We start from the raw sequence: 26,154 nt of genomic DNA on the forward strand, positions 1-26,154 counted from the left end.
TCCTCCTCCACCCACTGATCGCCTGGCTCCCTCTCATCGAGTAATCCGATCGCCTGACGGCGACTCCCCAAAGATCGTGCTGGCCAAATGCGGGGATCAGGCGGCGAGGGTGAGGTCGAGGCGGGCGAGGTGGCTGGTGCGGGTGTGGTCGAGGGGCTGGCCGTTCCACCAGGCATCGAGGCGGATCAGGTTGAGGGCGACGGCGGAGTAGACGTGTTCGAGGTGGGTCGTCGCGAGGCCCCGATAGCGGGCGCGGCGGCTGCCGGTGACCGCTATGGCCTGGCGGATCGTGCCCTCGACGCCGATGGTGTCCCGCCAAGTGGTGTAGGAATCCGGACCACCTCGCTCCGGGCGACCCCTTCTTCGGCAAGCACCGTCGAGATCCCTCGGGTGGTGTCGATGCTGTTCCCGGCCGCCGGAGCGGCCTCTGCTCGGGCGTCGGCCCTGTCGGTGCTTGTGACCTGCGGAGTCGTGAACTCCATATCGCTGCACCACTTCGCGGGACGCGACCTCGACGCCCGCTCGCAGGGCGTACTTCGCCTGCCACGCCTGGTCTTGCTGGGCGGTGTGGTTGGCGTGGATGAGTTCGTGCAGTGCCCGTGGCCGCAGGGTGAGTTGGCGGCCCCAGCGGGTGGCGTTGGTGCAGATGGCTCTGACCGGGCTGGGGCCGCAGTCGGCCTGGTCGAAACGGACCACGACTACGTCGCGGCCCTTCTGCCTGGCCGGGCTCCAGAACCGGCTGGTGGCGCCCTGGGGGCAGGTGGCCTGGCGGGCGTCCCAGTCGATGGCGAAGGCTTCGCGCTGGTAGTCGGCGTTCTCCCGGTACTGACGGGACGTGCCCGTCAGCAGAGGTGTGACCAGGGTGATGCCGAAGGCGGCCCGGGCCCCGACGATGAGTTCGGCGCTCGCGCAGCCGGAGTCCGGGTAATGCTCGTCGGGCAGCAGGTCCCGGCCGGCCAGGGCCTGGTGGACGGGCTCGACGAGTTTCACGTCAGGCACGGTCGCATCCGTGGTCGCGACATGCGTGATCACGTTCGGGATGGGAGGACGTGCCCGGCCACCGGGCCGCGGAGCCCCGTCGTCAGGCCGGGGCGGCTGGCAGACCTCGCTGAGGGCTGTCCCGCAACGGCTGATCTTCCCGGCCGACCCTTCGGCATGCCCGGCACGGGTCGGGCATGCCGAAGGGTCGCTCACCTACCAATCACTGCTGGTGCTGCTGTCGCTGTCCCAACTGCTGCTTCCGCCGTGGCCGTTGTCGCTGTCCGTGCTGCTGTCGGGCGTTGACCACGCACTCCAGTCCGGTTCGTGGCGGGATTCGTCCTGTGCCGCACGTTCCCGTGATCTCCTGCTCTCCCGTTCCAGGTCGCCCTCGCCCCATCTTTGGAAGTGGTCGTCGTCCGTTCGCTGCGACCAGATTCCGGGCTGGTGGCTGTCCGCGACGTGCGCGCCCGATCCCCGAGCCCACTGCCCTTGACGGGCGTACGTCGTGGCTTTCCGCCGGCCGGTACGCGACCTTCTCCAGACCGCGGCCAGGACGCGAACAACGACCACGGTCAGAATGACCACGATGGTCTGCAGCACGGTCATGTCCCACACCCCGCCTCGTTGAAGCCGCCCAAACCGCGCCCTTCGCAGACCAACACGCCCTCGCCACGGCCGAGGGAGGACCCTCCGGAAAGCTCTACGCCGTAGCCCAGGGCCCCGTGCCCCACATCGCCGCGAGCCAGGCCCTTCGGCCTGGAGGGGCCCGGTAGTCCCTTCTCTTCTTGCCCCGGCCACCTCCGCCCGAAGCCGGGGTGGCCCGGGTCTTCTGCGAGGTAGAACGCCTGGGCAGTCGCTGGTACGTTCGGCTCGTCGTGGCGTCGGAGATCAGACCCAGTGCGCGGCAGCGGTACACCAGGGAGTGCACGGACACGCCCCAGGTCCGGCGCAGACCCGCAGATACCCCAGGTCCATCCGGCGCGGCAGCCGGGGCAGGATGCTCGCCTGCGGGGTGAGGAACTCCCCGGCGAACGCGTCCGCCTCGCGCTCCTGCCTACTGTCGCCCGTGGCGTCGCCGTGCAGCCTCAGGTGGCAGCCAGGGCGCCAGCCGGCCAGGTCATCGCACCCTCGGTCGTTGAGGATTTGCTGAAGCGCTGGAGGTGGAGGCCGTCGCCCCTCACAAGGGCGCGAAACCTGCCGGACTGCACAATGAGCGAGGCTGCCGGTCTGCGGCCTGGGCGGGGCCGGTGCGTGGCGGGGTGGCCGGAGGCAGTAGAAGGCCCCGCCCGTCCACCACGGGGGAGGCAGACAGGCGGGGCCGCACCGGGAGGGTCTACCAGCGGATGGTCTGTCCTTCGGGGATGATGTGGATGGTGCACTGCTCCACCGTCGGCGCACCACTGGCGTGCCAGCGGCCGAGTTGGTCCTCGACGGCGTCCCACAGCAGATCTGGGCCGTCCTGGCGGACGGTCCAGCGGCCATGGTGTTCGTGCATGGCCGCCCAGGAGCCGGAGTCGACGTCGACCAGGACGTGCTGCTCTCGTCCGTCCTGCGTGAGCGTCAGACGCTGCGCGGCCGGTACGGCGGCCTGCGCGACGAACCGTGTCGTCCAGTCGTCCAGCACGTCGGCGCCGATGATGGCTTCCCGCTCCACACCCGCGCTGAGATCGGGCAGGAGACCGAGCGGGGGCGGCAGCTGCGGGCGGGCGAGCATGAAACTGACCTGCCCGCCCAGCAGCGGGCCTGAGGCCGTGCCGTCGTCGTGGACCGTCAGCCGCGCCAGCTCGGATGCTGCGAGCCAGCCGCCGACGGTCGCCAGGATGATGCCGCCGGGCCGGGTCTGCTCGATCCACGCTGCGGGCAGCGTGCGCACCCCGCACGTGGCGATCACCCTGTCGTACGGTGCACTCTCCTCGTAGCCGAGCAGGCCGTCACCGGTGACGAGCGTGGGATACATGCCGAGCCGGGCGAGGGCGGCGCCTGGCCGCGCGGCCACGTCCTGGTCGTACTCGATGGAGGTGACACGCTCATCCCCGAGGCGCGCACAGCAGCCCGGTGGAGTAGCCGGTGCCGGTGCCGATCTCCAGCACCCGCGCATCCGGCTCGACTTGGAGGGCTTCCAGCATCCGCAGGACGAGGGAGGGCAGGGTGCTGGAGCTCGTCGGCTGGCGCATGATCTGGCCCCGGATGTCCGCGGGTGCGATCGTTCCGGCGATCTGGGTCACCAGTGACTCATCCATGTAGCAGGCCTTGAGCCATCCCGCGTCGTCGTCCAGGACCGGCGCCCACGCTGCCGGCACGGCGCCCGCGACGCGGCGGAAGAACCCGCCGCGCAAGAACTCGTGCCGAGGGACCGTCTCGGCCGCGCGTTTCCACGGCTCGGTGCGCAGGCTGCCATGGGCAGTCAGTGTGTCGATGAGCCGCTTGTGCAGCAGGTCCTGATCGGTCACGTCGTCCTCTCCCACAGGTCTGCCAGGGCGGCGAGCATCGACAGGCCGGTCTCGGTTTCCAGCCAGTACCACTGGCCGGAGGGGTTGCACTGCAGTTTTCCGACCGCCGAGGTTCCCGAGAGGGCTGTGACCAGCGTTAGAACATGGCGTGCATGTCCGTGACGTGGTGGTGATGTTGGGTCGGCCGCTCTGCTGCTTCTCTTCGATGATCTTGCGGATGCCGGTTCGCAGGAGTGGCTGGAGGGACCTGATGGTGAACTCTTCGAACGACCACTCAACTGGGCCCGGATGTGTGCCTGCTTCCTGAAGCGACTCCAGCGCGAGGAGCGCACGATCGGGGGTGGCGTGGCCACGGCCGGGGCAGCCGGCTCGCTGCGGGCCGTCGCCGTCGCCGTCACGCTCGGCGGATCGCCGAGCGTGAGGGCGGTTGACCGGGCTTGATCCGCCGCACGCCGCCAGGGTCGCGGACGCCCGCGAGCCTGTCGTGAGTGCCGGCTGCACACAGAGATCGGGTGCGAGCCGGTCCGGCATGCGTGGCCGAGGCGGAGCCGTGGGGCGGTGGTGGCGCCGGAAACGTCGTGGAAATGGGGGGTTGAGGTGGGATGCCCGTTCTAGCGTTCGTTCCGCCAGTTTCTTAAGTAACTAAAGAAAGAATGCGAATGAACAGGTTGGCGGGTGAGGATCTCTCCAGTACGGCTGTGCTGGCCCTGCTGGGCCGGGCCGGGCCTATGTCGCGGGCCGCGCTGGCCCGCGAGCTGGGGATGAGTCCGGCGACGCTGACCCAGGTGACCCGGCGCCTGCTGGCGCAAGGAGTGATCGAGGAGCTCGACCGTCAAGAGCCCTCCCGCGGGGGCCGGCGCGCTCGGCTGGTCGGCTTGGTCGGCGATGCCGGCCGGGCCCTGGGTGTCAAGGTGGCCGCCGACCATGTCGCGCTGGTCGACATGCGCTTGGACGGGCAGGTCACCGACACCGTGACGATCCCCTTCGACGCCACGGCGCTCGAGGCGGTGCCCGCGATCGTGGAGTTGCTGCGCCCGTTCACCAAGCCCCGCGAGGATCTGCCTGCCCTGCTGGGGATCGGGGTGGGGGTCCCCGGCAGCGTCGACCGTCCGGACAGCGGGGTCGTGGACGCCGCGATGCTGAACTGGCGGCACGTGCCGCTGGGCACCATGCTCGGCGCGGCTTTGGGGCTCGCCGTTTTGGTGGAGAACGATGTCAACGCGTTGGGCAGCGGGGAGCGCCTGTACGGGCGGGGCCGCACCCTGAATGACTTTTTGGTGGTCACCATCGGCCGGGGCGTCGGCTTGGCCATCGTCGCTCAGCCAGCCTCTGAGTGAGATCACGGCCCGGCGGCGGCTCAGTGAGCCGAGGACGGGCGCTCTTGCCGCCATCGCCGAACCACCCACCATCCGTAAGTCGTTCCGACCTACACAAGATAGAACGTTCCGTATTGACAACTGGTGCATCAGGCGCCTTTAATGTGTGAGACCGAACGTTCTCCCTCGCCCTGGATGTGCCCCATGACGCTTTATCCCGAGACCGTTTTCTCGGGAGTGGCCCATGCCTGCCCAGCAGGCGTCGCCCTGCTGGCTGCCGTGCCCCAACCGGCCCCGGCTCCCAAGGACAGCGCAGCTGGGGAAGCCCTCCGGTGGCGAGCTGACCGAGCCGGTCCCCCATCTCACGTCCTGACGTTATTCAGCAGCTCCGGCTGAGGTGACCGTTGTCAGCCGCCCATCCTTGGCGCGGACTGACTGCTGTGAACAAGTTCCCAAGCGGCATCCCTCGTCATATGGCGCGCTGAACAGCCCGCCGCCATGGCGCAGTCAGGTGCCGCCCCACACACCTTGATGCCCCAACTCGCACCAAGCGCGGATCAGCCGATCCGGTGCGCTCTCCGCCTTGTCGAAGCGCCCCAGACCAACAGCGCTGCCCGTCTGACCCATCTCCTTGCCAACCAGAAGGACACATCATGAGAATCCGCATCCCTCGTCGCGTCGCACTCACCGCCGGAGCCCTCGCTCTGCTGGGTGCCGCTGCGGTCCCGACCGTGGCGGCGGCCACCGATCAAGGTTCCGATACCTCGCCGAAGCCGACCGTGGTCCTCGTCCACGGCGCGTGGACGGACTCCTCCACCTGGGCGGGAACGATGGAGCAACTGCGCCGCGACGGCTATCCCGTGCGAGCCATCGCCAACCCGCTGCAGGGCCTCACCAGCGACACCGCCTACCTCTCTAGCTACCTGAAGACCATCGACGGCCCCGTGGTCCTGGTCGGCCACTCCTACGGCGGCGCGGTGATCACCAATGCCGCTGCCTCGGACCCCAACGTCAAGGCCCTCGTCTACATCGCCGGCTTCATCCCGGTGAAGGGTGAGACGGTGGGCGCTCTGGCCAATCAGTCCTCCACGCCCATCCCGCTGATCACGACCCCCGTTCCGGGCGGTGCGGAAGTCTCCATCGACCCGGACCACTTCCGGGACGTCTTCGCCGGCGATGTCGACCGGACCACCGCCGCCGACATGGCAATAGAGCAGCGGCCCGCGAACACCACGGCCGTCACCGACGCCAGTGTCTCGGAGGGCTTCCGCAGCATTCCCTCCTGGAGCCTGATCACCACGCAGGACCACGCGATCCCTCCCACCCTTCAGGGCTTCATGTCCCAGCGGGCCGGTGCGCACATCGAGAAGGTCAGCTCCTCCCACGCCGTGATGGTCAGCCACCCCGACGCAGTCACGCACGTGATCGAGGATGCTGACCACGGCACAAACTGAAACGCATCCCGGCAGGACATGACACCTGGCCGACCAGGCGCCGCCCTGCCCGGCACCGCTCCGCCTTTGTAACCGGATCAACTCCGCACGACATGGAGATGAGCACGATGTGTACGCGGGATCCTGTTGAGCGCCTCATGGACGCGATCAACTCGCATGACCCTCAGAAGGTCGCGGACTGCTTCACCACGGACTACCAAGCCGAGGTGCCGCACCGCCCCGCGGAGGCATTCACCGGTAACGAACACGTGCTCACCAACTGGACGGCGATCTTCAGCCGCCTCCCCGACATACGGGGCCGGGTGCTGCGCCGTGCCACCGCGGGCCCGGAAATCTGGGCGGAGTTCGAGTATGTGGGCACCGGACCTGACGGCTCGACCACTGTGCTGGGCGGACCCGCCATCATGTGGGCCCGGGACGGACTGATCGCCCGGTCACGGTTCTACCTGGCTCCGGTCCCGGCTCCGGAGCCCGCGCCGACGGAAGGCTGACCGCGCCGACGCGGCGTGCCGGACCCGCGTCGTCAGGTGCTCGCCGTGCTCACGGCGGGCTGACCAACGACGCCGGGAGGGCGGCGACGAACCGCCGTTCGTCGACCGTCACGCCGGTCGCGACCCGGGGGCGGTCAGCTCGCCGACCAGCAACGGCACCGCCACCTGGTCGCGCTGACGCACTCCGGGCAGCAGCGGTTGAGCGAGGAGGATTCCGCACGCGGCGAAGGCGTCTGGTCGGACGCACCTTTGCTGGGCCAGCAACACGTTGGCCCAGCAAAGGTGCACAGCGGGCAACTGAGCCCGCCTGCCCCCGCTTCCCCGCACTGTCGCTCAACTGCGCATTGGTCACCATGATTGCGCGTCATCGGGATTCCTCCGTGGATAGCCCCGCCTTCAGGCGGGGGAGGAAACGGACTCCTGCGGAGCAGGGCAGGGAAAGCCGGTTCGCCGCCAGGGCGGATCGGCGCCCACCGCCAACGACCCGTAGGAGACGGGTAGTTTGTAGGCCGTCCGGTCGGCGATAGCCAAGCCGGCCGGGCCTACCGCCGGGCCGGCGGGATGTCAGGTCTGTGGAGCCGGCGTAAGACTGCCGGGCGTACCCACGTCCCTTGCCGTTAGTTCGGGGCAGCCGCTGTCCGAGAAGCAGAAAGCTCAACCCGCGAGGGGAGAACCCCCCTGCTTCAGCTGGGGGAGAAGTCAACAAGGCGCTCGTCGCCGCCCCGGCACGCGGCTGACCAATTGGCGATCCGCCCCCGGATCGAGTGAGAACCCTTACAACGGAGCAACAACCATGACTGACCTGCTCGCAGGCAAGACCATACTCATCACCGGCGCCTCGTCCGGTATCGGCAGGTCCGCCGCGCTTCTGTTCGCCCGCGAAAGCGCGAACGTCGTCATCACCGCCCGCCGCAAACCTGAACTCGAGCGTGTCGCTAGGGACATCACCGCCGACGGAGGCAACGTCCTCGCCATTCAGGCCGACACCACCAACGCCGAAGAGATACAGCGAGCCGTCGCGGCCGCGATCGAGGAGTGGGGGCGCCTCGATGGCGCTCTGAACAACGCCGGCCGCAGCCAGGGCGGCGGCCGCCTCGCCGAGGTCACCGACGAGACCTTCGACTCCGTCCTCGAGACCAACTTCAAGGGCGTATGGCTGGCGATGCGCGCCGAACTGCAGGCGATGACCGCGCAGGGGACCGCTGGTGGCTCAATCGTCAACATCAGCAGCATCGGTGGCACCTTCGGCGCCGCCGGGCAGAGCGTGTACGGGGCGACGAAAGCTGCCGTCATCGCCATGAGCCGAGCCGCCGCCGCCGAATACGGCCGCGACGGCGTCCGTGTCAACGCGATCGCGCCCGGCGCCACGATGACCGAGATGATGATCGCTTGGCAGCAGCGCGACCCGGGCATTGTCGAGCACCTCAGCTCCCTCGCCGCCCTCGGCCGCCCTGGCCAGCCGGACGAGATCGCCGAAGCCGCCGCCTGGCTCCTCAGCGACCGCGCGAGCTACGTCACCGGCATGGCCCTCGGCGTCGACGGCGGCACCGCCCCCTGGCCGCACTGAGCTGAGTCATACTGAGCCGCGCCGCCACCCCATTCGAGCCGTGCGGCACACGCAAGTGTGGCGGCCGGTCGCTGATGCGTCGGCGGTGACAGCCAAGTGGATGGTCAGGGTGGTACTCCGGCCGCTCGGGCAGCAGGCCCTCGAATTGGCCCCAGAGTGATTCAGTCAGCCATGACGGCAGCACGGGCACAGATCTCTCCTTTGATCACAGAGCGTCGCAACTCCATGATTACCGAGACGTGTGCCCGTTCTGTTGCCGGTATCCCCCAACCGCGCCTATCCGCGCGACCTCTTAGCGCACGATCTGACACGGATGTCTCAACCCACTCATCGCGGTCCGGCATGCGATCGTCCACACCGCAAATGAGCGAGGAGACTTGAATGGGCAGGCAGGCGTCCGACGAGCTCGGATTGTTCGCAGCCAAGCGGCGTGCGCCGCACAAGCGGCACGCGATGGTCGGCAACTACGAGCTGCACCGCGAGGTGCACGTCCTCGACCGCCGGGAGCAGGAGATGGTCGACGCGATCGCCATCGACGCGGGGCCTGCCGCTCCCCGTCGTCGCCGCGATCGAACCTGAGACACTGGCTGCCAGCACGGTCGGCAACACGCTTGCGATGCTCGTCAACGGCGGCCGCCTCCAGGACGAGGTGGTCCGCCGCTCCCACCAGGCAGCGGTCCCGGTCCTCGGGTCGTCAGCGAACCTCACCGGCACCGGCACCAAGTTCCGCGTCGCAGACATCCAGCAGCCGATCCTCGACGCCGTAGACCTGGTGATCAACTACGGGCTGCGCAAGTACCACCTTTACGGGCGCTCCTCGACCATCATCGACTTCACCACGATGGAGGTCGTCCGCATTGGGACGTGCTACGAGCTCATCAGCGACATCATGGCCACGCAGTTCGGCATCACGCTGCCCGCCGACCTGGGGCGCGACGTCCTGCCGTCCGGCCATCTCCGTGAGCAGGCCTCCGCTGGTGCGGTGGACCGTACTGGTGCCGGAGCGTCATGATCTGACCCTGGCACGACGCGGCGGAGGGCCGTGGGGCCCGGTGTCGTCCGCCAGCCAAGGCCGCCATCCCGCCTCGGAGGGGCCGATTCTGATGGAGAACGTTCTTTATTGTAAAATCGAAAGAATTGGTGGAGCACTGCTGAAACCGAACGTTCTCCCCGTTTGGTAGCCTGGAGAACATGAGCGTGGAGAACATGAGTCGGAGTACAGATGGCGCCAACCTCTCTGAGGCGCGAACGCGGCTGCTCAGCACGGCAACCAGGATCTTCTACAGCGAGGGGATCCACTCGGTCGGCATCGACCGGATCGTTGCTGAGGCACAGGTGACCCGGGCGACGCTGTACCGCCATTTCTCCGGCAAGGAGGACCTCGTCCTCGCGTACCTCGACCTGGCCGACAAGGGCATCCGCGGGCAGGTCGCCGCCGCGGTGGCAAGCAGCGAGTCGGCACCTGACCAGATCCGGGCCGTCGCCAAGTCGATTACCGATGGCATCCAGTCCACGGGATTCCGCGGATGCGCCTTCCTGAACGCAGCGGCCGAATACTTCGACCCTGCTCACCCGATCCACCAGGCCGTTCTGGCCCACCGGGAATGGTTCCTGAACACCGTCACGGAGCTGCTGGAGCAGGTGGGCGACGCACCCGCCGACGCCGACGGCCGACACCTCGTGATGCTCCGGGACGGGGCCATGGCAGGCGGCTGCCTCTTCGACCCAACGCTGATCTCCGACACCTTCCTCCACGGCGTCGAAGGAATCCTGCAGGCACGTGCCGCCTGAGCATCCGAGCCGGGGGCCGTCAGGCTCCTCGCCCGATGTCCAGAGCGCACGAGTCGGCCCCGGCGCCGTCCCACGGGGGAAGGGCGGCGCCGGGGCCGTTCGGGCGGACAGCCTAGCGTTGTTCGTGTCCCCGGCGGTGAGAGGCATTCTTCCTCTCAATGTCGACACCAGGGGGCGCTGTTTCAGGCAGTCGGACAGCCGGTTAGATGGCTTCGAGTACCTGGATGACCTGCGGCGAGCGGGTCGGCTTGGTGGCGACCCTCCTCCAGCCGCTCTTTGCGTACAGGGCGTCGAACTCGTCGAAGTCCCGTTCCTGTCCGTCTGAGCCAACCAGCATGTTCATGTCCAGGAGCGCTCCGTAGTTCGGCTCGCCTGTCTTGCCCACGACGCAGTCGAAGACAGCGGCGCGCGCGCCAGGTTTCGCCGAAGCACGGCAGTTACGCAGGATCGTCAGGCACTCAGCATCGTTCCAGTCATGGATGATCATCTTGAGCAGGTAGAGGTCAGCCGCCGGCACCTCCTTGAAGAAGTCTCCTGAAACCGCGCTGAAGCGGTCCAGGACACCGGCTTTGCTCGCTGCCTCCACGGCGCTGTCCACCACGTGCGGCATCTCCAGGACCACACCCGTGAGACCCTGGCTCTTCTTCAGCAGCTCCTGTACCAGGGCGCCGGTGGACCCGCCGACATCTACGGCCACCGAGACGCCGTCCAGGTCGAGTGCCGCGGTCACGTCGTGGATGACCATGTCGGTGGCGTTGGACATGGAAGAGGCGAACAATGCGCCTTCCTCCGGGTTCTGACCCCTGTAGTCGAATTGGGTCAAGCCCTCGGCCAGCCCGGGACCGCGTGCATCTGCGTGCTGCCCTTCCGCACAGCGTCCGGAAGCATCCCCCACGACTGCCAGTGGAAGGGCGACCGGTGGTTTCCCGCATCAACGAAAAGGCCGATGGACGAGGCAGCGCGAAGTAGTCGGTACGTCGTCGCCGGATCGCTACCCTCGCGCTCCGCGATCTTCTCGGCTGTCGTGGCACCCGCTGCCACGTGGTCCGCGAGAGAGAGATCTGCGGTGGCACGCAGAATCTGCGTCACCCAGTACCCGGTGATCATCTCCAGCATCTTACATTCGCAGCCTGCGCAGCCTCGGCCTCGCTGCTGAAGCCTGCTGTCTCTTCAGCCATGACTGACTCCCACTCCTCAATTCCGGTACAGATTGACTTCTCCCCCAGCTGAAGCGGGGGGATTCTTCCCTCGCGGGTTGAGCTTTCTGCTTCTCAGACAGCAGCTGCCCCGAACTAACCTCGATCTTTCGTGACGGTCCGTCGGTTCCTTCGGCGGGCCGTTTCGGTTGTTCGGGTCGGTGGTGGGCACACCGATGGCCCGGCTGTCGCGTCGGGTGGGCGCCGGTTTCCACGGGTCCGGCGGGGACGGTGCTGCTCGCAGGGACGGGAACGTGCTGGTCAGCCAGGGTTCGGGAGGGCTTCGAGCCGTGCCAGGGCGTGTGTGATCACGTCGGTCCAGGGCCAGTGGCGTGCGAACCTCAGGTGCCGGCGGCGGGCGGTGGTGAGGATCTGGGCGGCGGCGGAGAAGAGGCGGAGCCGGAGGCGGCGGGGCTCCCACCTGCGGATTTCGCCGGTCAGAGTGAGCATGGGCATCCAGGCCAGGAGGTCGAGGGCGATCTGGACGATCTCCAGCCAGATTTGGTTCTGCGCGGTGTCGTGCAGGGGCAGGTTGCGCAGGCCGGTGGCGCGGGCAGCACGGATGCGGTCCTCGGCCCTCGCGCGCTGGCGGTGCCGCAGTTCGAGTGCGGCGATCGGGACGCCGGTGGTGTTGGTGGGCTCCGGGATGAGGTCGTTCCTTACGGACGATCAGCCGCATTCCCTTCGGCCAGCCCTTCACGCAGTCGCCGGACAGTTCGGCGACCCAGGCGCCGTCGCGGATCTCGCCGCCCGGCTCGACGGCCACCGTCCATGCGGCGGTCGGGACCTTGAGAACGGCCTGGTGGATGGCATCGGTGATGGTCATGCCGACCGAGTACGACAGCCACCGCCCTCGCTGGGCGAGCCAGGCGACGAACTCGTGGGTGCCGCCGCCGGAGTCGGTGCGGATCAGCGTCTGGCGCCCTTGCCGGTACTTCTTCGGCAGCTGGGCCAGGGCGAGTTGAGCCGTGGTGATGTGGTCGGCGGCGGTATTGCTGCCTGCGTTGCCCGGCCTGAGCAGGCCGGCCACCGGCTCACCGCTGCCACCTCTTCTGTGGTCGACGAACCCCATCAGAGGATGGTGTCCGAAGGTCTTCTTCCAGGTCGCGGTGGCGTCCTGCTTCTCGGAGTGGGCCAGCACGAGCACCCCGTCCAGGTCCACGATCACCTGCCCCGCAACATCCGGAGCCGCGGTCTTGGCTACGTTCCAGACACGCTCGCGGGCTTCGGCCCGCGCGGCCCGTATCGCGGCCAGGGCCTTCGGCCCCGCGGCGGCGAGGGTGTCGATCAGGCGGGAGACCGTCGGGTCGGAGGCCACTGGTCCGAACACGGCCGGCTCGGCCCGCAGCGTCCCGACATCCGCGAGGCAGTCCCCGCCCATGGCGACCGCGAGGGCCAGGTCCAGCAGGATCTTCCCCGGATCGTGCACCGCCCGCGGACGTCGCCATGGCATCAGTGCCGTCGATATCGCCTGGTCCAGCCCAGCCTTGCGGACAGTCTCGACCAGCAGCACGGTCCCGGCCTGGGACACCACCCCGTGGCCACCGCCCTCAACGCGGACACGTGGATAGGACCCGATACGCTTCTTCACCTGGGAAGTGCCTCCGACGGTGGCAGGAACAAGGACCTCGACAATCCTCATTCTTGCTGGTCAGAGGCACTTTTCGCTTGCCTGACCATCCGTCGGACAACCCGCTTCATGAAAGCGCGAGGCTAACGGCAAGGGACGTGGGTACGCCCAGCAGTCTTACGCCGGCTCCGCAGACCTGACATCCCGCCGGCCCGGCGGTAGGCCCGGCCGGCTTGGTTATCGCTGGCCGGACGGCCTGCAAACTACCCGTCTCCTGCGGGTCGTTGGCGGTGGACGCCGATCCGCCCTGGCGGCGAATCGGCTTTCCCTGCCCTGCTCCGCAGGAATCCGTTTCCTCCCCCGCCTGAAGACGGGGGTATCCACGGAGGAATCCCGATGTTGGGTCGGGGCGAGCGGCCGTCGTTCGCTTCGCCCCGACCTGTCCTGCTAAGCCACTGTGGTGTCGAGTACGACCGGAATGTTGCCGCGGGTCGCGTTGGAGTACGGGCACATCGCATGGGCTGCCTCGACCAGCTGGTCTGCCACCGTCTGCTCGAGGCCGGACAGTTCGACATGCAGTGCGGCGCTAAGGGTGATCCCGCCTGCCGGTGTCGGTTGCATCGCTATCTCGACCACGACCGCGGAATCGGCAATGTCGGTCTTCTGCTTGGCTGCTACGGCCTTGAGTGCTGAGTGAAAGCAGGAGGCCCAGCCCGCCGCGAACAGCTGCTCGGGATTGGTGGCCCCGCCGGGGCCGCCCATCTCCTTCGGGATGGCGAGTTCAATGTCGAGCAGGCCATCGTTGGTTCGGGCCCGGCCTCCCGCTCTGCCGTCGCCGGTGGACGTGGCGATGCCGGTATAGATGGTGTCTGCCATGGTTGTGCCCTTCTCATGCAACAGGTGAGTTCGTAGGACCGCGTTCGACTTGATGGTCGCCGCAACGATCAGCGGGAGAGAACGTTCGGTCCACTCAAAGTCTGGCCATCGGGGCGAGCGCTGTCAAGACCGAACGTTCTACATCCTCGTCTCCGTTGCCTGCGTGATGGGTGCACCTGGCGTGGAAGGAGTCCACACGCCAAGCTGGACCGGATCGAGTACGACCAACGCGTCCTGGGCCAACCCGGTCGCGGCACACCTCCGGCCGCTGCGGCAGTTCACCCTCGCCCACTCCAGCCACCCCAACCACAGTTCAGACCCGCGCGCTGCATCACCACGTGCACTGGCGCAACCAGATCGCACGCCGTCCAGGCGTCCTGGCCGGGCAGCGCCGGAAACGCGCCCGTGTCCGCAGTGAGAACGGCTTGCGCTGCGGTGTCCGCCCTCTCAACTCAGCGGTCTGACTGCCCGCCTCGTGATCGTCGGCGGTACAGCCGAGCGGTCTCACCCTGGGAACCCCGGCAGGGCGTTTCGGGCTTGCGGGCCAGGAGGCAGGCGTGCGGTCTGTTCACACGTCCGCCGGGCTCCTGTTCCAGTCTCGCGGTGACGATGAGCCCGGCCTGGTCCAACAGGTCGACCATGCGGTCCAGGGGCAGGAGGTACGACTCGTAGGACACCGGACGGCCGTAGCCGTGGGTCGGCTGCAGCCGCTCGTTGCCGACATAGTCTCCCCAGAGCAGGTAGCCGCCGGGCGCGAGCGTGCGGTGGAACTCGGAGAACACATCCGGCAGCCACTGCGGAGGCGTGTGATGGGTGGAGTACCAGGCCAGGATGCCGCCGAGCTCGTCGTCCCTCATCTCGAGCGCGGTCATCGAACCCTCGGCGAACCGCAGGTTCGGATAGGCGTGCCGGGCCAGCCTGACCATCTTCGGCGAAAGATCGACGCCGAAGACGGACACCCCCAGCCCGGCCAGGTACGCCGTCACCCGTCCGGGGCCGCACCCCAGGTCCGCGACCGGCCCCGGGAGGCCGTCCGCACCAGTTCGGCGAACCCCGCCAGCATCGCGCCTGACAGCGGGTCCATCTCGGTCGGAGGCGGGACGCGTTCGACGTAATCGGCGGCGACCGTGTCCGGTGCCCGCCGGGCGGCGCCGCGCAGCAGCGATCCGACGGTGTCGTCCAGCAGTTCCTCGTTGCCGGGCTCGCCCGGCCAGTACGACGTCGCCACCATGTCAGCCCCCGGGAAGTCCGGTGTACCGCGGCCGGTTTGAAATCTTGCCCCAGCAGGACGATGCCGTCAGGCCGTGCTGCCGATGTGCGAGCGCTTGACGGTGAACAGCACCGGCGTGCCAGAGCGGCACCATGGTCACCGCCGTGTCGGCGAAGGTCCATAACAGCGACTGACGCCGCCGCTACGGCAACCATCGACTGACCTCAAGCCGCGTCCCGGCGCGAGCCTGCAGAAGGAGAACGCACCAGCCGGAGCGGTTGCGACCATTCCACGGTGCAGACTCGAGTTCGGCTTCCGGCCGGCGCGGTTCGAGCTATGTGACCTGCCTTCGCAGGAGTCCTTCGACTCCGCGCAGGAAGGTTTCGCAGACCACTACAGGGTCGAAGAGGCACCCGGCGGACGTGGCGCCATCGCGCATCATCACGAAGTGATGGGCGGCGGCTTCGGCGGGCGTTTCCCGGATCTTGGCCAGCAGTTGCGTGACGGTGTCGAGGAACCATTGGCGGTGGGCGAGTACGGCCAAGTGCACCGGGTGATCAGAGGCGGGGTACTCGGCGACAGCATTAAGGAACGCGCACCCTCGATAGTTCGGGGACTGGATGCCCTGAGTGATGGATCTGCTGAGCGATCGAATGGTGTCGGCCGCGGGCACCCCGGCAGCGACAGCCTTGTCCGCTTGGCTGCGCTCTGCTCGGTGCATCTCATCCAGGTAGGCGAGGACAAGATCCTCTTTGCTGGGGAAGTGCCGATAGAAGGTTGCCCGCGTCACCTGTGCTTCCGTGACGATGCGGTCGACACCGACGGAGTGGATGCCTTCCTCGTAGAAGATCCGGCATGCCGTTTTGAGTAGCCGAGACCGCGCGTCAGAGGGTCGGTCGTTGGGTTCGCTGCGCACCATGCACCCATCCTATCAGATAGAACGTTCGGTCTTGATGGTTTGCGATAATAGTATGCATGGTGGTGCAGTAGAACGTTCTATCTGAATGAAGTGACGTCCCAGCGGTTCGTCAAGTGGACGGCTGCCGTGACGGGTCCTCTGTGCGGCATCACGCGTCCGCAATCGACCAACAGGGGACAACCCATGGGATCTGATTCAGCGAGTGGGCACGAGCACGGTGGCATGAAGTCGTTGCGTCTGCCCGACGGCCGTGTTCTCGAGTTCACAGTGCAAGGTCCCAAGGACGGGCCGCTCGTGCTCTTCCACCACGGCATGCCCGGCTCCGCGGTTCCTATGGCCACCGTCCTCGACTCTGTCACGGATCGGGGATACCGCGTCGTCACGTACTCACGCGCCGGCTACGGTGCGTCGACTCCGATGCCGGGATGGACGGTCGCCGACACCGCCGAGGATTGCCGCGCCCTGATGGACCACCTGGGCGCCCACCAATATGTGGTGGCGGGGTGGTCTACGGGCGGGCCCCACGCGTTGGCCACCGGAGCGGCAGATCCGCAGCGTGTGTCGGGCGTGCTGGTGATCGCCTCGTTCGCACCGTACGACGCCGAGGGCCTTGAGTTCACCGCCGGCATGGGCCTGTAAAGCGTCATTCAGTTCAGGACCGCGGTTCAAGGGGGGAGGTCTGGATCCTCCGGACCGTACGACACCCCATCCGACCCATCAACAACGTAGGACCACCCCCCAGGTCATGCCTTCGACAGGGGGAACAGTCATACCGGGCCCGGAGGCCAGCGGCCCTCTTACGGGACCGCGAAAAAGATAACAGGGGAGGCGCAGCGTGCGGTCGTGTCACAGATGGCCGCTGCCGTCCGGGACAGCGATCCTGCGGACACCGTGGCTGCAATGGCGAGTCTGCTCCCGGTGGTGGACGCTGCGGAGTTCACCGGCGCCCACAGCGCAGACCAGTGCGAACATGAACCATGGGCTCGCGATGGGGGACGCCGGATGGCCCGAGGACCTCCACGCGCTGACGACACCGTGGGGGTTCGATCCAGGTAGCGTCACCGTCCCCGTTGAGCTGTGGCACGGTGCCCTCGATCACATGGTGCCGATGGCGCACGGTCAGTGACTGGCCAAACATCTGCCGACCCTCCATGCCAACTTCGAGGACGACCATGGACACATATCGATCGTCGTCGGAACCCTGGGAGACAAGCTCGACCGGCTCGTGACGAGGACTTCCTGACCAGGGCGCATGCCAGAGAGAACGTCGGAGGAGGGCCTGGAACGGCTCACTGGCTCAGCTGCCGAAGCTCGCCGCCACGGCTCCTCCGGGACCCTGTATGCGCCGATCGGCCCGCATCCCACGCCACCGAAGCGGCGGCGGTGCGCCATGCGAGCCAGGCAACCTGGCTTCGGCGCTGCCGCCCGCCTTCGAGGCGTTCTACGCCCTCAACCGTGACACCTACCTCGACCACGCCCACCTACCGCACATACAGGACCACCGCCTGATCTGCAGCCTGTTCGGCGAACTCGCGGCCGGCTGGCTGCACATCGTCGGCGACCTCAACCCGTCGGCACGGGCCTGGACGCTGCTGCACACCCGGGTCCGGGCCGCGGCCTCCGCCCCGGTATCGCTGGAGACTTGTCCTGCGGAGCAGTACGACGCGCTGGTCCTGCACTGTCGGCTCGGCTACGGCATCGCAGCTGTAGCCGCCGCGATGGGCCTGGACGCGAGTAAGGTCCACTACCTGGTTCTGTCGGCAACATCCAACCGGCGACAGGCTGTACAGCACCTGCATCCGCAGGCCGCATCTGCTCGGTCGGTCTGACGCGACTCGTTCCGACCGGTGACCGCCTCGTCGCTGCGCGTGCGGGACAGGTGTCCTGCCCGGCTGCAGTGTCGTTCCTGGTGATCCAACGGGGCCTGGCCTACGAGGAATTGGGCCAGTGGCTGCAGTGCCGGCTACTCCTGAGTGGCAGGCTCGGCGTTTTGCGGGACGGTGTAGAACACAGACGAACCCTGCTTGGCGCGGTGGGCCTGGTTCCTGGCCACGAGCCCCTCAAGGGTGGTGCGTACGACGGTGGTCTTGATGTTGCGCTCGGGGTGCTGCTGTTCCAGGGCAGTGGTGACTTCGGCCGCGGATCGGGGCTCGGTCTGCGCCGCCAGGTGATCGCGCACGAGGTTGACCAGCGTGGGTGCTGTGGGCGCAGCGGACGATGCGACCGGTGCCTTGGTGGCACGCTTCACACCGGCCCGCTTCCGTGTCGCGGTGGCGGGCTTCTCGTCCTGCTTCCCGCGCGGAGCAGGTGCAGCCGCGACGGGTTCGGGCGCGGCGGGGATACCGAGGGCCTGCTGGATGTTCACCAGAACGGTGTGGTCATGGCGCAGGGCAGCCAACTGTGCCTGAAGTGCTTCGATCTCCGCGCTGAGGCGGTCCTGCTCCTTGAGGTTGCGCTCGAGGTCGCCGGTCACCTGTGTGGCGTACTGCGAGGTCAGCTCTGTGGTTTCGGCGATGGTTTCGGACATATTCTCAAACCTCTTCCAGGTGTCACGACTTGCGAGAAGCCTGTCCATGTCGTGCGCGAAACCTTAAGGCATGTGCCGTGGTGCGCGGTAGCAGTTACTGCTGTGCAGGAGTTTCCATAGCACTACCGAAGACATGAGCATTGCTGTCTGCCGCATAGGCAGCCCTACAAAGGCAACCACACCTCACCAGGGAAAGAAAAGTGACCGACTGCGTGCAGGGCTCAGGGTGACGACCGCATAAGCCACGTTAAGCCTGGTTGCCTTCGCTGCGGACCCGACCGGCGCCCGGTGTTTGAGCCCAAGGAGCGGCCCCGTGAGCTGCGTTTACGGTCGGCCCTGCGGGCGTCACGCAAGCATCATCAGCAACATCCGTCGCCGCTTCGTAGCGCGAAGAGACTCGAGCTAATCCAGTTGGTTTACTCCGTCAACGCGAGGGCCGTGAACCAAGCAGACCGAGCGCGCCAGCCCCAGGAGTCGAATGCCGCCGCCGAAAGGGTCACCTTCAGCAGGGTCGACAGGGCCAGCGCGAGGAGGAGGCCGACGCTCGCCGTGCTCTGCAGGACGCTGGTGATCATTCCGCGCTTTGTGCGGGGCGAGTGCTCCACCAGGTATACGACGGCCGAGGCGTACTCGCCGCCGAGTGCGACACCTTGGACGATTCTCAGTGTGAGCAGTGCCACCGGCGCCCACACACCGATCGTGGTGTACGTGATCAGGGGCGGTGCAGGCCGGTGAGGAGCAGGTCGAGGTAGCGCAGGCCGAGCGTGGCTCGTTCGGTCGGGTCGAGGGCACTTTGGATGTTCGCGGCGTAGGCGATGCCGCACATCAGAGGGGTCATGTCCGACTCGGTGACGCCGGAATCGATGACTCCCGCCGCGTGCGCGCGTGCCAGCAGCTCAGCGAAGGCTGTGGCGAGCCTTCGTTTGAGGTCGCCGGTGTGCTCCAGGGTGTCAGTGGCTGCGGCGAACACTGGAGGGACCGCCGGGTCGGTCAGCAGGACTTCGATCACCGCGGCGAGGAACTCACGCAACGCCATCCACGGGTCATCCTCGGCCAATGCATGCTCGGCTCGCCGCAGCAGCTTCTCGATGGTAGGCAGCGCGACTGTCTCCAGCAGTGCTTCCGGCGTTGGAAAGTGCCGGTAGACGGTCGCCACGCCGATGGATGCGGTCCGCGCCACATCGTTGAGCTGCAGAGATTTGCCGTCATCGACATACTGCCGGGCGATCTCGACGATGTGGCGCCAGTTCCGGGCGGCGTCCTTGCGCAACGGCGGGGTGCTCATACCCACAGCATAACCAGATACCGTATCCGGTTGTGCTACGTTGAAGTGGATGACTCATCCACTTATGGTTGGGTCCGGTACGAGGAGACACCGATGCCTTTCACCACAGACGCCGTCCCACACCTTCCCGCCGGATTCGGCGAGACCTTCGCCAGCCGCACTGTTGACGTCAGCGGCGTCGAACTGCACGCCGTGGTCGGCGGGTCCGGCCCGGCGCTGCTGCTGCTGCCGGCGTGGCCGCAGTTCTGGTACGGCTGGCGGCTGGTGATGCCTGCTCTCGCCAAGCACTTCACGGTCGTGGCCGCCGACATGCGCGGCATGGGTGCCAGCAGCAAGCCTGCCAGCGGGTACGACGCGGTCACGCTGGCCGATGACATGGCCGGCCTGATGACCTCCCTGGGCCACGACAGTTTCCACGTCGCGGGCTACGACATGGGGATGATGGTCGGCTACGTGCTCGCCGCTCGCCATCGCGACCGGGTGAGCAAGCTCGTGCTGGCCGAAGCCGTCCTCGCCGGCTTCACCCCGATGCCCCCGCTGCTCATGCCTCCCGAGGTCAACGAGCTGGCCTGGCACTTCGTCTTCAACCGTCTGGCCGAGATCAACGAGCGCATGGTATCCGGCCGCGAGGAGATCTACTTCGGTTACCAGTTCGCCACCAAAGCCGCATCTCCCGAGGCCATCCCTCAAGCTGCGGTCGACGTCTACGTCGATGCCCTGCGCGACCCCGCCGCCTTGCACGCGAGCTTCGAGTTCTACCGCGCGGGAGAGTCTGGGGACCAGGTGGTCGCGCTGGCTGCCGAGGGGCCGCTGGACATTCCGGTTTTGGCCATCGGGGGCGAACACGGCATGGGCAATGGCGTTGAGCAGGCGGTGCGGCAGGTTGCCTCGAACACCAGCGGCGCTGTCGCACCAGGTGCGGCGCATTTCCTGCCTGAGGAAGCGCCCGAATGGATGACCCGCACCTTGATCGACTTCTTCGCCTGAACCGAGGAAAACACCATGTCCAGCCTCCTCAAAGCTACCCGCGGCAGTGTGACCGTCGCCGGGGCCGCCCGCACCTTCACCCTTGTTGGCACCACAGCGCCGGGTGAGGCCCGGCCACTGATTCTTGTGTTCCACGGTTCCGGCCAGACCGGTGACAAGCACCGTGCTTTCACTGGCGGCGTCTTCGACGCGCTCGCCGCCCGCGGCGCGCTGGTCGCCTACCTCGATGGCTATCGCGGCAACTGGAACGACGCCCGCCGCGAAAGCCGCTTTCCGGCCCGCCAAGCCGACATCGACGACGTCGGCTTCGCGCGTGCGGTCATCGCCACGTTCGCGGCGGACCGGCGCATCGACCCCAGCCGTGTCTACGCCGTCGGGTACTCCAACGGTGGCCAGATGGTCATCCGCCTCGCTCACGAAACCCCTGGCTTGCTGGCGGGGGCGACGGTGATCGCCGCCACCATGCCCGCACCGGAGAATTTCCTCGCCGGGCAGACACCTCCGGGGTCGTTGCCGGTCGTGTTGATCCACGGCACCAAGGACCCCATCGTCTCCTACCAGGGCGGCACCATGAACTGGGCCCTGCGCAGAATCTTCAAAGCAGGCGGCCCGACCTGGTCGGCCGACCGCACGGCTCGCTACTTCGCCGAGCGCAACGGGATCACCACCGAGCCCACGACCACCCGCCTGCCGAAGAAGACCACGGTCGACCCCACCGAAGTCGAGCGGACAACTTACGAGGCAAGCGGTGTCCCCTCGGTGGTCCTTTACACCATCCACGGCGGCGGCCACACCGTTCCCGGTCCCTCCTCCTCCGCCCCGATACTCATCGGCAAGACCAGCCATCAACTCGACACGGCAGATCTCATCACTCAGTTCTTCGACCTCTGAGGACGTCTGCGGTAATTACAAGGGCGGCCAACACCGGCCGACCAGCGGTCCACCGACGGAAGCCGGGCACGTGCTCCGTTGATCACGGCGTGAGCCTGGTTCGGTTCGCAGGGCGAGCAGGGCCTGTGGTTCCAGGCCGAGCCGGGTCACCGGAACTTCGACCGGTGCGCACAGGTTGAGCGCGAGACCGTCCATCCTGCAGATGGTGCTGGTGATGCACGGCGCGAAATTCGTTATCCCGTCGGCATCGACGGGATGACGCTCGGCGGCGATCCACTTGGACCGCGCTGGTCATGACCAGCGCGGTTACGGCAGCTGTCGATAGTTGCTGCGGCGCTTTCTGATCATGGTGTGGTGTCGGCGTATGCGTGCCAATGGTGGTGGCAGAGGCGGGCGCGGTGTTGGTGGCGGCGGCGCCAGGTGGACCACCACAGCAGGTGCTCGGGGTCTCGTCGTGCCCGTGGAAGGATCAGGGCCCGTAGCAGGCGGAGGAGTTCGTGGCTGCTGAGGGGGACGAGGTCGGCCTCCGCGGGGTCGTTCCGGTCGGTCTGGGTGGCGCGTTCGAGGGCGGCGGTGACGGCCAGGAAGGCGTAGGCGACCAGGGCGATTACGCTCCAGCGGTGCCAGGAGTTCCAGCAGGTGACCTGGCCTTTGTCGAGGTGGCAGGTTTCCTTGGCGTCCTGGAAGTCGTCTTCCACCCGCCACCTGCGGCACACCAGTGACACCAGTCTCGCCAGTGTCACCGGCCCGGGAGCGAAGCAGCGGTAGGAGGACACGGTGCGGGTGTAGCGGTGCCGGCGGACCAGCAGGACGGACGTCCCCGCGTCGCCGTCGTATCCGTCAGGGGTGTCGTCGGCGGTGACCTCGATCATCGCCCAGTCGTAGTCGCGTACGCCCTTCTGCCCCTCACCGGTGCGCATCCGCTGCCAGGTCCGCTTCGGCAGCCGGGCGGCGACCTGGGCCACGCTCAGCTTCGCCGCCGGGGTGGTGACCTGGTGATTGGAGCGCACTCCCACGACGTAGCCCAGGCCCAGCTCGCGGCAGGCGGTGCGCAGCTGGCGCCCTCCGTAGACCTCATCACCCAGGAAGAACGAGGCGGATATGCCCTGCCGATGGGCGGCACGGAGCATGTGGGCCGCGAGGTGCGGCTTGGTCGCGAAGCACAGCTCGTCGGGGACGCCGGTCAGCTCGCGACGCTCCTCGTCGCCGGCCCACTCCTTGGTGAAGTACAGACGCCGGTCGATCAGGCAGTGCCCGGCGGCCGCGGCGAAGGTGAGGTGCACGGCGACCTGGCACAGATCGACTCCGCCGATGGAGCCGGAGTATTGGCGGGCTGCGGCCACCGCGTCGGTCGAGGACTTCGCGTCCCCCTCGTCCGCGATCAGGATCCCGTCGCCGTCGTCGAGCAGGTCCACGGCCCAGGACGCCGTCCGCCCCAGCACCGCTTCCCCGTCCCACACCGCACGGGACAGCAGATGGTGCAGCCGGTGCGGGCCCCGCTCACCGATCGCTTCGGCCAGGCTCCAACAGTTGACGTCCTCGAGCTCCATCAGCATGCCCCGGGTCATCCGCGCGAACGTCTCCCGCTCTCGGAGCGGGCGAAGCAGTCGGACAGCGAGGCCAGCAACGTCGTAACGCGATCACGGGTGGGTTTTCGTGAGGCGTCTCCAGCAGATGAGGCTGCATGCCAACGAGCCGAAGGCGTCGTGGAGTTGGGCCCGGTGGTGATGACCTTGAACGGGATACCGCGTCCGTCGTGGATCAGGTGGGAGGAGCCTCGGCGTCGACGGCCTCACAACCAGCGATGTCGCGGTCACGCGGTGGTCGCGCGCCAGCGGGTCGGGGTCGTGCCGACGGCGCGGCGGAACGACGCCGCGAAGTGCGACGGGGTGGCGAACCCGCACCGGTAGCCGATCTCGGTCACCGGAAGGGCGGTGGTGGCCAGGAGCCGTTTGGCCTCGGTGATGCGCAAGGAGATGAGGTGGTTCCATGGCGACTGCCCGGTGGCCTCCCGGACGACCTGCGCCAGGCGGGCTTCGCCGACACCGGCCAGAGCGGCGAGTTCCCGCAGCGACGTGTTCCTCCCGACCCCGTCGCCGAACACGGTGAGCACGCGCGGGGTCAGTTCGTCCGCGGCGACGGACGCCGCGGAATACCGAGTGAGCACGTGCATGGCCAGGAACGCGGCGGCCGAATGAACGTAGGCATCGGCGGCATGGGTGCGCCCCGCATCCAGCAGCGCGTGGGTGGTGGCGGCGATGGGGGCGTCGGACAGGTACGGGGTGTCGCGGAGCGTCATCGCGCGGTGGTCGAGGCCGAGTTCTCTTGCGGCCGTGCGTATCACGTCGTGCGGGAGCAGTATGTGGGCTGTCGTCAGCGGGTCGGGGCCCAGCACACGCCAGCGATACCGGGGGGCACGCCCTGGCGAGATGAGCGCCATGGTGCCGGGCCGGTACTCCGCGCCGGACCACCCCTGCCCCTCCCAGGACTCGAGGAACGCCTCTCCACCGGTCACCACCCCGACACAGTACGCATCGACACCTCACCAGGGAAAGAAAAGTGACCGACTGCGTGCAGGGCTCAGGGTGACGACCGCATAAGCCACGTTAAGCCTGGTTGCCTTCGCTGCGGACCCGACCGGCGCCCGGTGTTTGAGCCCAAGGAGCGGCCCCGTGAGCTGCGTTTACGGTCGGCCCTGCGGGCGTCACGCAAGCATCATCAGCAACGTCCGTCGCCGCTTCGTAGCGCGAAGAGACTCGAGCTAATCCAGTTGGTTTACTCCGTCAACGCGAGGGCCGTGAACCAAGCAGACCGAGCGCTACATACATTTTCCTAGAGTGAGCGCTACGTACATTTCAACAGAGCGAGCGCTACATACTCAATAGTGTCAGGCGAGCGTCCGACACATAGCTGGAGACGGTTCCGAGTGGCGCATCCAGAGAGAACGTGGCGGTGTTCTCATCGCACCTGATCGACGTCTAAATCGGACACAGCCCGCTGAACGCGAACGTCGCGTTGGCCACGACGGCCACACGCCGATGTAACTCAGCAACATCCCGTGCAGTCCAATTTTGTGCACCACGAGAGATTTACTGTGTGAGCGCTGGGGGTAGAACGTTTGGTCTTGATGTGTGTCTAGGTGAGTGACTACGCCCCCTACTGTACTGAACGTTACATACATAGCTAGTCCGTGGTGCCTCCTGCTCGGCTCCGGCCTGCTCCGCCCGCCTCGAGGCCATGTCCATCGACCGGAACAGGAGCAAGATTCGTGACTCAGTCCGTCATCTCTCTCTTCGAGGAACTCGTCCGCGTCGCTCCGCTCGATGACGCGCCTGTGCTCTTCGACACGGCGTGCGTGATCGGCGGCAGTATCGCGGGACTCATGGCGGCGCGGGTGCTCTCCGACCACGCGCGCCGGGTCGTCATCATCGAGCCCGACGACATCGCGGCGGATATGGCCTCGCGTCCGGGCGTGCCCCACGGCCGACACGTGCACACGTTGCAGCCCGCAGGTCACGAGTGGGTGGAGCGGTGGCTCCCGGGGATCACGAGGGAAGCGCAGGAGCGCGGTGCGATCTTGGCAGGATCCGACAAGGTGGTCATCACCTTCAATGGCGTCCGGCGGGTGCCCAATGACGCGGGCCACCACCTCCTCGTCCTCGGGCGCCCCCTGCTGGAAAACCTGATACGGAACCGGGTCATCTCCCTTCCCAACGTGCCCGTCCTGCGCGGACGGGGGACCTGTCTGCACTACCGTGACGGCGCCGTCAGCGCCGTCACTTATGTCGCCACCCATGCCGAGGACCAGGGCGGCGACAGGGAGCGAGCAGGCCGAGAGCCGACGGCGCCACGTCACCGAAGTGAAGCACTTCCCCGCGCGCCTGGTGAGTGTCGGAGACGCCGTGGCATCGTTCAATCCTGCCCATGGCCAGGGCATGAGCTCTGCCGCTCTGCACGCCTCCTGTCTGTCCTCCTACCTCACGGGCAAGCCCGATCTGGGCTCCGCCGCCCGGAAGTTCTTCCGCCTGCAGGAGGTCGTCGTGGACGCCGCCTGGACAATCTCCGCCGAAGGCGACGCCGCCCGGCTCGACGCGGAGAACGGTACCGAGGTGCCGGACGAGGTACGGCGCAAGCGGTGGGCCACGCAGCAGATCACGGCTGCCGGTCTCGTCGACCAGGAGATCGCCGCGATCACCGTCGCCGGCATCGTCGGCGTCTCCCGCAGCAGCTCGCGGATCTGCACCTCGACCGCGTCCACGGCCGAGCCCTTCGCCGGACGCTCGTACTTCGGGGGCCGGTCATGCGCGAGCGCGCGTTTCACCGTGTTCTTCGAGATGCCCAGGTGCCGGGCGATCGCCCGGATCGGCATCTGCTCGGCCCGGTGCAGCCGGCGGATCTCTGCCCAGTCCTCCACGTGGATCACCTCTTCCCTCCTGACCTTGATCACCAAGGCCAGGGTCAGATGAAGATCACCAAGTGGGTCAGATTTGATACGCCGTCAGAGGGTCAGGATTCGGGTTCTGGCTCACTTTCCGTGCCAGCACCACGGACGGTCACCGAAACCACGATCATGAACGGCCGGCCGCCGCTTCGAGGAGAAGTCGTTTGCGGAGGAGGTCGAAGTTGGCGCGGCCGAACATCTG

General features: G+C 67.4%; 24 protein-coding genes and 4 pseudogenes. 11 read left to right on the top strand and 17 right to left on the bottom strand.

Features of this window, described 5'->3' with window-relative positions; translation table 11 throughout:
- Positions 1-96: 96 nt before the first annotated feature.
- The 4 genes from SRB17_RS44345 to SRB17_RS48380 form a co-directional block, all read right to left on the bottom strand.
- The gene (locus SRB17_RS44345; protein ID WP_153547799.1) at positions 97-1,032 is read right to left on the bottom strand and encodes a transposase; all 936 of its coding nucleotides are present in this window, start codon (positions 1,030-1,032) and stop codon (positions 97-99) included.
- 162 nt (positions 1,033-1,194) lie between these two features.
- The gene (locus SRB17_RS44350) at positions 1,195-1,587 is read right to left on the bottom strand and encodes a hypothetical protein (protein WP_153547801.1); all 393 of its coding nucleotides are present in this window, start codon (positions 1,585-1,587) and stop codon (positions 1,195-1,197) included.
- Positions 1,588-2,314: 727 nt separating this feature from the next.
- The gene (locus SRB17_RS44360; protein ID WP_323377608.1) at positions 2,315-2,977 is read right to left on the bottom strand and encodes a hypothetical protein; all 663 of its coding nucleotides are present in this window, start codon (positions 2,975-2,977) and stop codon (positions 2,315-2,317) included.
- Between the two features lie 31 nt (positions 2,978-3,008).
- Positions 3,009-3,431, bottom strand: a complete 423-nt coding sequence (locus SRB17_RS48380; RefSeq protein WP_323377609.1) for a hypothetical protein — start codon at positions 3,429-3,431, stop codon at positions 3,009-3,011.
- Between the two features lie 698 nt (positions 3,432-4,129).
- Between SRB17_RS48380 and SRB17_RS44365 the strand changes: the two genes are divergently transcribed.
- The 4 genes from SRB17_RS44365 to SRB17_RS44380 all read left to right on the top strand — a co-directional run bounded on the left by SRB17_RS44365 (position 4,130) and on the right by SRB17_RS44380 (position 8,259).
- A complete protein-coding gene (locus SRB17_RS44365; RefSeq protein ID WP_194294367.1) occupies positions 4,130-4,768 on the top strand; it encodes an ROK family transcriptional regulator in 639 nt (212 codons plus the stop codon).
- A gap of 632 nt (positions 4,769-5,400) precedes the next feature.
- Positions 5,401-6,201 carry an alpha/beta fold hydrolase gene (locus SRB17_RS44370; RefSeq protein ID WP_153547805.1) on the top strand — a complete coding sequence of 267 codons (801 nt, stop codon included), beginning with the start codon at positions 5,401-5,403 and terminating at the stop codon, positions 6,199-6,201.
- A gap of 137 nt (positions 6,202-6,338) precedes the next feature.
- Positions 6,339-6,692: a nuclear transport factor 2 family protein gene (locus SRB17_RS44375; RefSeq protein ID WP_194294368.1), complete on the top strand. Its 354-nt coding sequence runs from the start codon at positions 6,339-6,341 to the stop codon at positions 6,690-6,692.
- A gap of 793 nt (positions 6,693-7,485) precedes the next feature.
- Entirely contained in the window at positions 7,486-8,259 is a 774-nt protein-coding gene (locus SRB17_RS44380; protein ID WP_153547809.1) for an SDR family NAD(P)-dependent oxidoreductase, read from the top strand.
- Between the two features lie 64 nt (positions 8,260-8,323).
- Here SRB17_RS44380 and SRB17_RS44385 read toward each other — a convergent pair.
- A pseudogene (locus SRB17_RS44385) lies at positions 8,324-8,449 on the bottom strand (IS5/IS1182 family transposase); the annotation flags it as partial.
- A gap of 191 nt (positions 8,450-8,640) precedes the next feature.
- On the opposite strand from SRB17_RS44385, the gene SRB17_RS47355 reads away from it, so the two are divergent.
- From SRB17_RS47355 to SRB17_RS44395, 3 genes are all read left to right on the top strand, one after another.
- Entirely contained in the window at positions 8,641-8,838 is a 198-nt protein-coding gene (locus SRB17_RS47355) for a hypothetical protein (protein WP_228396694.1), read from the top strand.
- Between the two features lie 37 nt (positions 8,839-8,875).
- Positions 8,876-9,271, top strand: a complete 396-nt coding sequence (locus tag SRB17_RS44390) for a hypothetical protein (protein ID WP_228396695.1) — start codon at positions 8,876-8,878, stop codon at positions 9,269-9,271.
- A 194-nt stretch (positions 9,272-9,465) separates the two neighbouring features.
- On the top strand, positions 9,466-10,050 hold the full coding sequence (locus SRB17_RS44395; RefSeq protein ID WP_153547832.1) for a TetR/AcrR family transcriptional regulator: 585 nt from the start codon (positions 9,466-9,468) through the stop codon (positions 10,048-10,050).
- Positions 10,051-10,252: 202 nt separating this feature from the next.
- Here the strand turns inward: SRB17_RS44395 and SRB17_RS44400 are convergent, their stop codons facing one another.
- The 6 genes and pseudogenes from SRB17_RS44400 to SRB17_RS44425 form a co-directional block, all read right to left on the bottom strand.
- Positions 10,253-10,945 carry a methyltransferase gene (locus tag SRB17_RS44400; protein WP_323377610.1) on the bottom strand — a complete coding sequence of 231 codons (693 nt, stop codon included), beginning with the start codon at positions 10,943-10,945 and terminating at the stop codon, positions 10,253-10,255.
- Positions 10,870-11,166, bottom strand: a complete 297-nt coding sequence (locus SRB17_RS48795; protein WP_153547813.1) for a methyltransferase dimerization domain-containing protein — start codon at positions 11,164-11,166, stop codon at positions 10,870-10,872. Before SRB17_RS48795 ends, SRB17_RS44400 begins: the two co-directional genes overlap by 76 nt.
- Before the next feature lie 341 nt (positions 11,167-11,507).
- A pseudogene (locus tag SRB17_RS44410) lies at positions 11,508-12,837 on the bottom strand (IS1380 family transposase).
- Positions 12,838-13,263: 426 nt separating this feature from the next.
- A complete protein-coding gene (locus tag SRB17_RS44415; protein ID WP_153547815.1) occupies positions 13,264-13,692 on the bottom strand; it encodes an organic hydroperoxide resistance protein in 429 nt (142 codons plus the stop codon).
- A 452-nt stretch (positions 13,693-14,144) separates the two neighbouring features.
- A pseudogene (locus SRB17_RS44420) lies at positions 14,145-14,776 on the bottom strand (class I SAM-dependent methyltransferase).
- Positions 14,777-15,236: 460 nt separating this feature from the next.
- Positions 15,237-15,821: a TetR/AcrR family transcriptional regulator gene (locus SRB17_RS44425; RefSeq protein WP_153547817.1), complete on the bottom strand. Its 585-nt coding sequence runs from the start codon at positions 15,819-15,821 to the stop codon at positions 15,237-15,239.
- A 222-nt stretch (positions 15,822-16,043) separates the two neighbouring features.
- Between SRB17_RS44425 and SRB17_RS44430 the strand changes: the two genes are divergently transcribed.
- Both SRB17_RS44430 and SRB17_RS44435 read left to right on the top strand, forming a co-directional pair.
- Entirely contained in the window at positions 16,044-16,460 is a 417-nt protein-coding gene (locus SRB17_RS44430; RefSeq protein WP_194294370.1) for an alpha/beta fold hydrolase, read from the top strand.
- 701 nt (positions 16,461-17,161) lie between these two features.
- Complete coding sequence (locus SRB17_RS44435) at positions 17,162-17,650, top strand: hypothetical protein (RefSeq protein ID WP_153547821.1); 489 nt, start codon at positions 17,162-17,164, stop codon at positions 17,648-17,650.
- Positions 17,651-17,784: 134 nt separating this feature from the next.
- On the opposite strand, the gene SRB17_RS44440 is transcribed toward SRB17_RS44435, so the two are convergent.
- From SRB17_RS44440 to SRB17_RS44450, 3 genes are all read right to left on the bottom strand, one after another.
- Entirely contained in the window at positions 17,785-18,396 is a 612-nt protein-coding gene (locus SRB17_RS44440) for a hypothetical protein (protein WP_416237152.1), read from the bottom strand.
- A gap of 368 nt (positions 18,397-18,764) precedes the next feature.
- Positions 18,765-19,172, bottom strand: coding sequence for an MFS transporter (locus SRB17_RS44445; RefSeq protein WP_323377611.1), 408 nt, complete (start codon positions 19,170-19,172; stop codon positions 18,765-18,767).
- Positions 19,061-19,633 carry a TetR/AcrR family transcriptional regulator gene (locus tag SRB17_RS44450; RefSeq protein ID WP_153547822.1) on the bottom strand — a complete coding sequence of 191 codons (573 nt, stop codon included), beginning with the start codon at positions 19,631-19,633 and terminating at the stop codon, positions 19,061-19,063. The genes SRB17_RS44445 and SRB17_RS44450 overlap by 112 nt, the downstream gene beginning before the upstream one ends.
- Positions 19,634-19,726: 93 nt before the next feature.
- On the opposite strand from SRB17_RS44450, the gene SRB17_RS44455 reads away from it, so the two are divergent.
- Positions 19,727-20,620 carry an alpha/beta fold hydrolase gene (locus SRB17_RS44455; RefSeq protein WP_153547824.1) on the top strand — a complete coding sequence of 298 codons (894 nt, stop codon included), beginning with the start codon at positions 19,727-19,729 and terminating at the stop codon, positions 20,618-20,620.
- Positions 20,621-20,635: 15 nt separating this feature from the next.
- Positions 20,636-21,511: an alpha/beta hydrolase family esterase gene (locus SRB17_RS44460; protein WP_153547826.1), complete on the top strand. Its 876-nt coding sequence runs from the start codon at positions 20,636-20,638 to the stop codon at positions 21,509-21,511.
- A gap of 344 nt (positions 21,512-21,855) precedes the next feature.
- Here SRB17_RS44460 and SRB17_RS44465 read toward each other — a convergent pair whose 3' ends face one another.
- From SRB17_RS44465 to SRB17_RS44475, 3 genes and pseudogenes are all read right to left on the bottom strand, one after another.
- Positions 21,856-23,067: an IS701 family transposase gene (locus SRB17_RS44465; RefSeq protein WP_194294371.1), complete on the bottom strand. Its 1,212-nt coding sequence runs from the start codon at positions 23,065-23,067 to the stop codon at positions 21,856-21,858.
- 257 nt (positions 23,068-23,324) lie between these two features.
- Complete coding sequence (locus SRB17_RS48385) at positions 23,325-24,029, bottom strand: helix-turn-helix transcriptional regulator (protein ID WP_153547830.1); 705 nt, start codon at positions 24,027-24,029, stop codon at positions 23,325-23,327.
- Positions 24,030-25,682: 1,653 nt separating this feature from the next.
- Positions 25,683-25,934 (bottom strand): annotated as a pseudogene (locus tag SRB17_RS44475) (helix-turn-helix domain-containing protein); the annotation flags it as partial.
- Between the last annotated feature and the right edge of the window lie 220 nt (positions 25,935-26,154).

Source organism: Streptomyces sp. RB17, assembly GCF_009604455.1.
In the GTDB taxonomy this organism is placed as follows: domain Bacteria; phylum Actinomycetota; class Actinomycetes; order Streptomycetales; family Streptomycetaceae; genus Streptomyces.

Bases quoted from the DNA above. Each gene is read 5' to 3' on its own strand.
- SRB17_RS44350 (WP_153547801.1), bottom strand. From the start codon at position 1,587: ATGACCGTGCTGCAGACCATCGTGGTCATTCTGACCGTGGTCGTTGTT.
- SRB17_RS44370 (WP_153547805.1), top strand. From the start codon at position 5,401: ATGAGAATCCGCATCCCTCGTCGCGTCGCACTCACCGCCGGAGCCCTC.
- SRB17_RS44375 (WP_194294368.1), top strand. From the start codon at position 6,339: ATGGACGCGATCAACTCGCATGACCCTCAGAAGGTCGCGGACTGCTTC.
- SRB17_RS44380 (WP_153547809.1), top strand. From the start codon at position 7,486: ATGACTGACCTGCTCGCAGGCAAGACCATACTCATCACCGGCGCCTCG.
- SRB17_RS47355 (WP_228396694.1), top strand. From the start codon at position 8,641: ATGGGCAGGCAGGCGTCCGACGAGCTCGGATTGTTCGCAGCCAAGCGG.
- SRB17_RS44390 (WP_228396695.1), top strand. From the start codon at position 8,876: ATGCTCGTCAACGGCGGCCGCCTCCAGGACGAGGTGGTCCGCCGCTCC.
- SRB17_RS44395 (WP_153547832.1), top strand. From the start codon at position 9,466: ATGAGTCGGAGTACAGATGGCGCCAACCTCTCTGAGGCGCGAACGCGG.
- SRB17_RS48795 (WP_153547813.1), bottom strand. From the start codon at position 11,166: ATGCTGGAGATGATCACCGGGTACTGGGTGACGCAGATTCTGCGTGCC.
- SRB17_RS44415 (WP_153547815.1), bottom strand. From the start codon at position 13,692: ATGGCAGACACCATCTATACCGGCATCGCCACGTCCACCGGCGACGGC.
- SRB17_RS44425 (WP_153547817.1), bottom strand. From the start codon at position 15,821: ATGGTGCGCAGCGAACCCAACGACCGACCCTCTGACGCGCGGTCTCGG.
- SRB17_RS44430 (WP_194294370.1), top strand. From the start codon at position 16,044: ATGAAGTCGTTGCGTCTGCCCGACGGCCGTGTTCTCGAGTTCACAGTG.
- SRB17_RS44435 (WP_153547821.1), top strand. From the start codon at position 17,162: ATGCGCCGATCGGCCCGCATCCCACGCCACCGAAGCGGCGGCGGTGCG.
- SRB17_RS44440 (WP_416237152.1), bottom strand. From the start codon at position 18,396: ATGGACAGGCTTCTCGCAAGTCGTGACACCTGGAAGAGGTTTGAGAAT.
- SRB17_RS44450 (WP_153547822.1), bottom strand. From the start codon at position 19,633: ATGAGCACCCCGCCGTTGCGCAAGGACGCCGCCCGGAACTGGCGCCAC.
- SRB17_RS44455 (WP_153547824.1), top strand. From the start codon at position 19,727: ATGCCTTTCACCACAGACGCCGTCCCACACCTTCCCGCCGGATTCGGC.
- SRB17_RS44460 (WP_153547826.1), top strand. From the start codon at position 20,636: ATGTCCAGCCTCCTCAAAGCTACCCGCGGCAGTGTGACCGTCGCCGGG.
- SRB17_RS44465 (WP_194294371.1), bottom strand. From the start codon at position 23,067: ATGCTGATGGAGCTCGAGGACGTCAACTGTTGGAGCCTGGCCGAAGCG.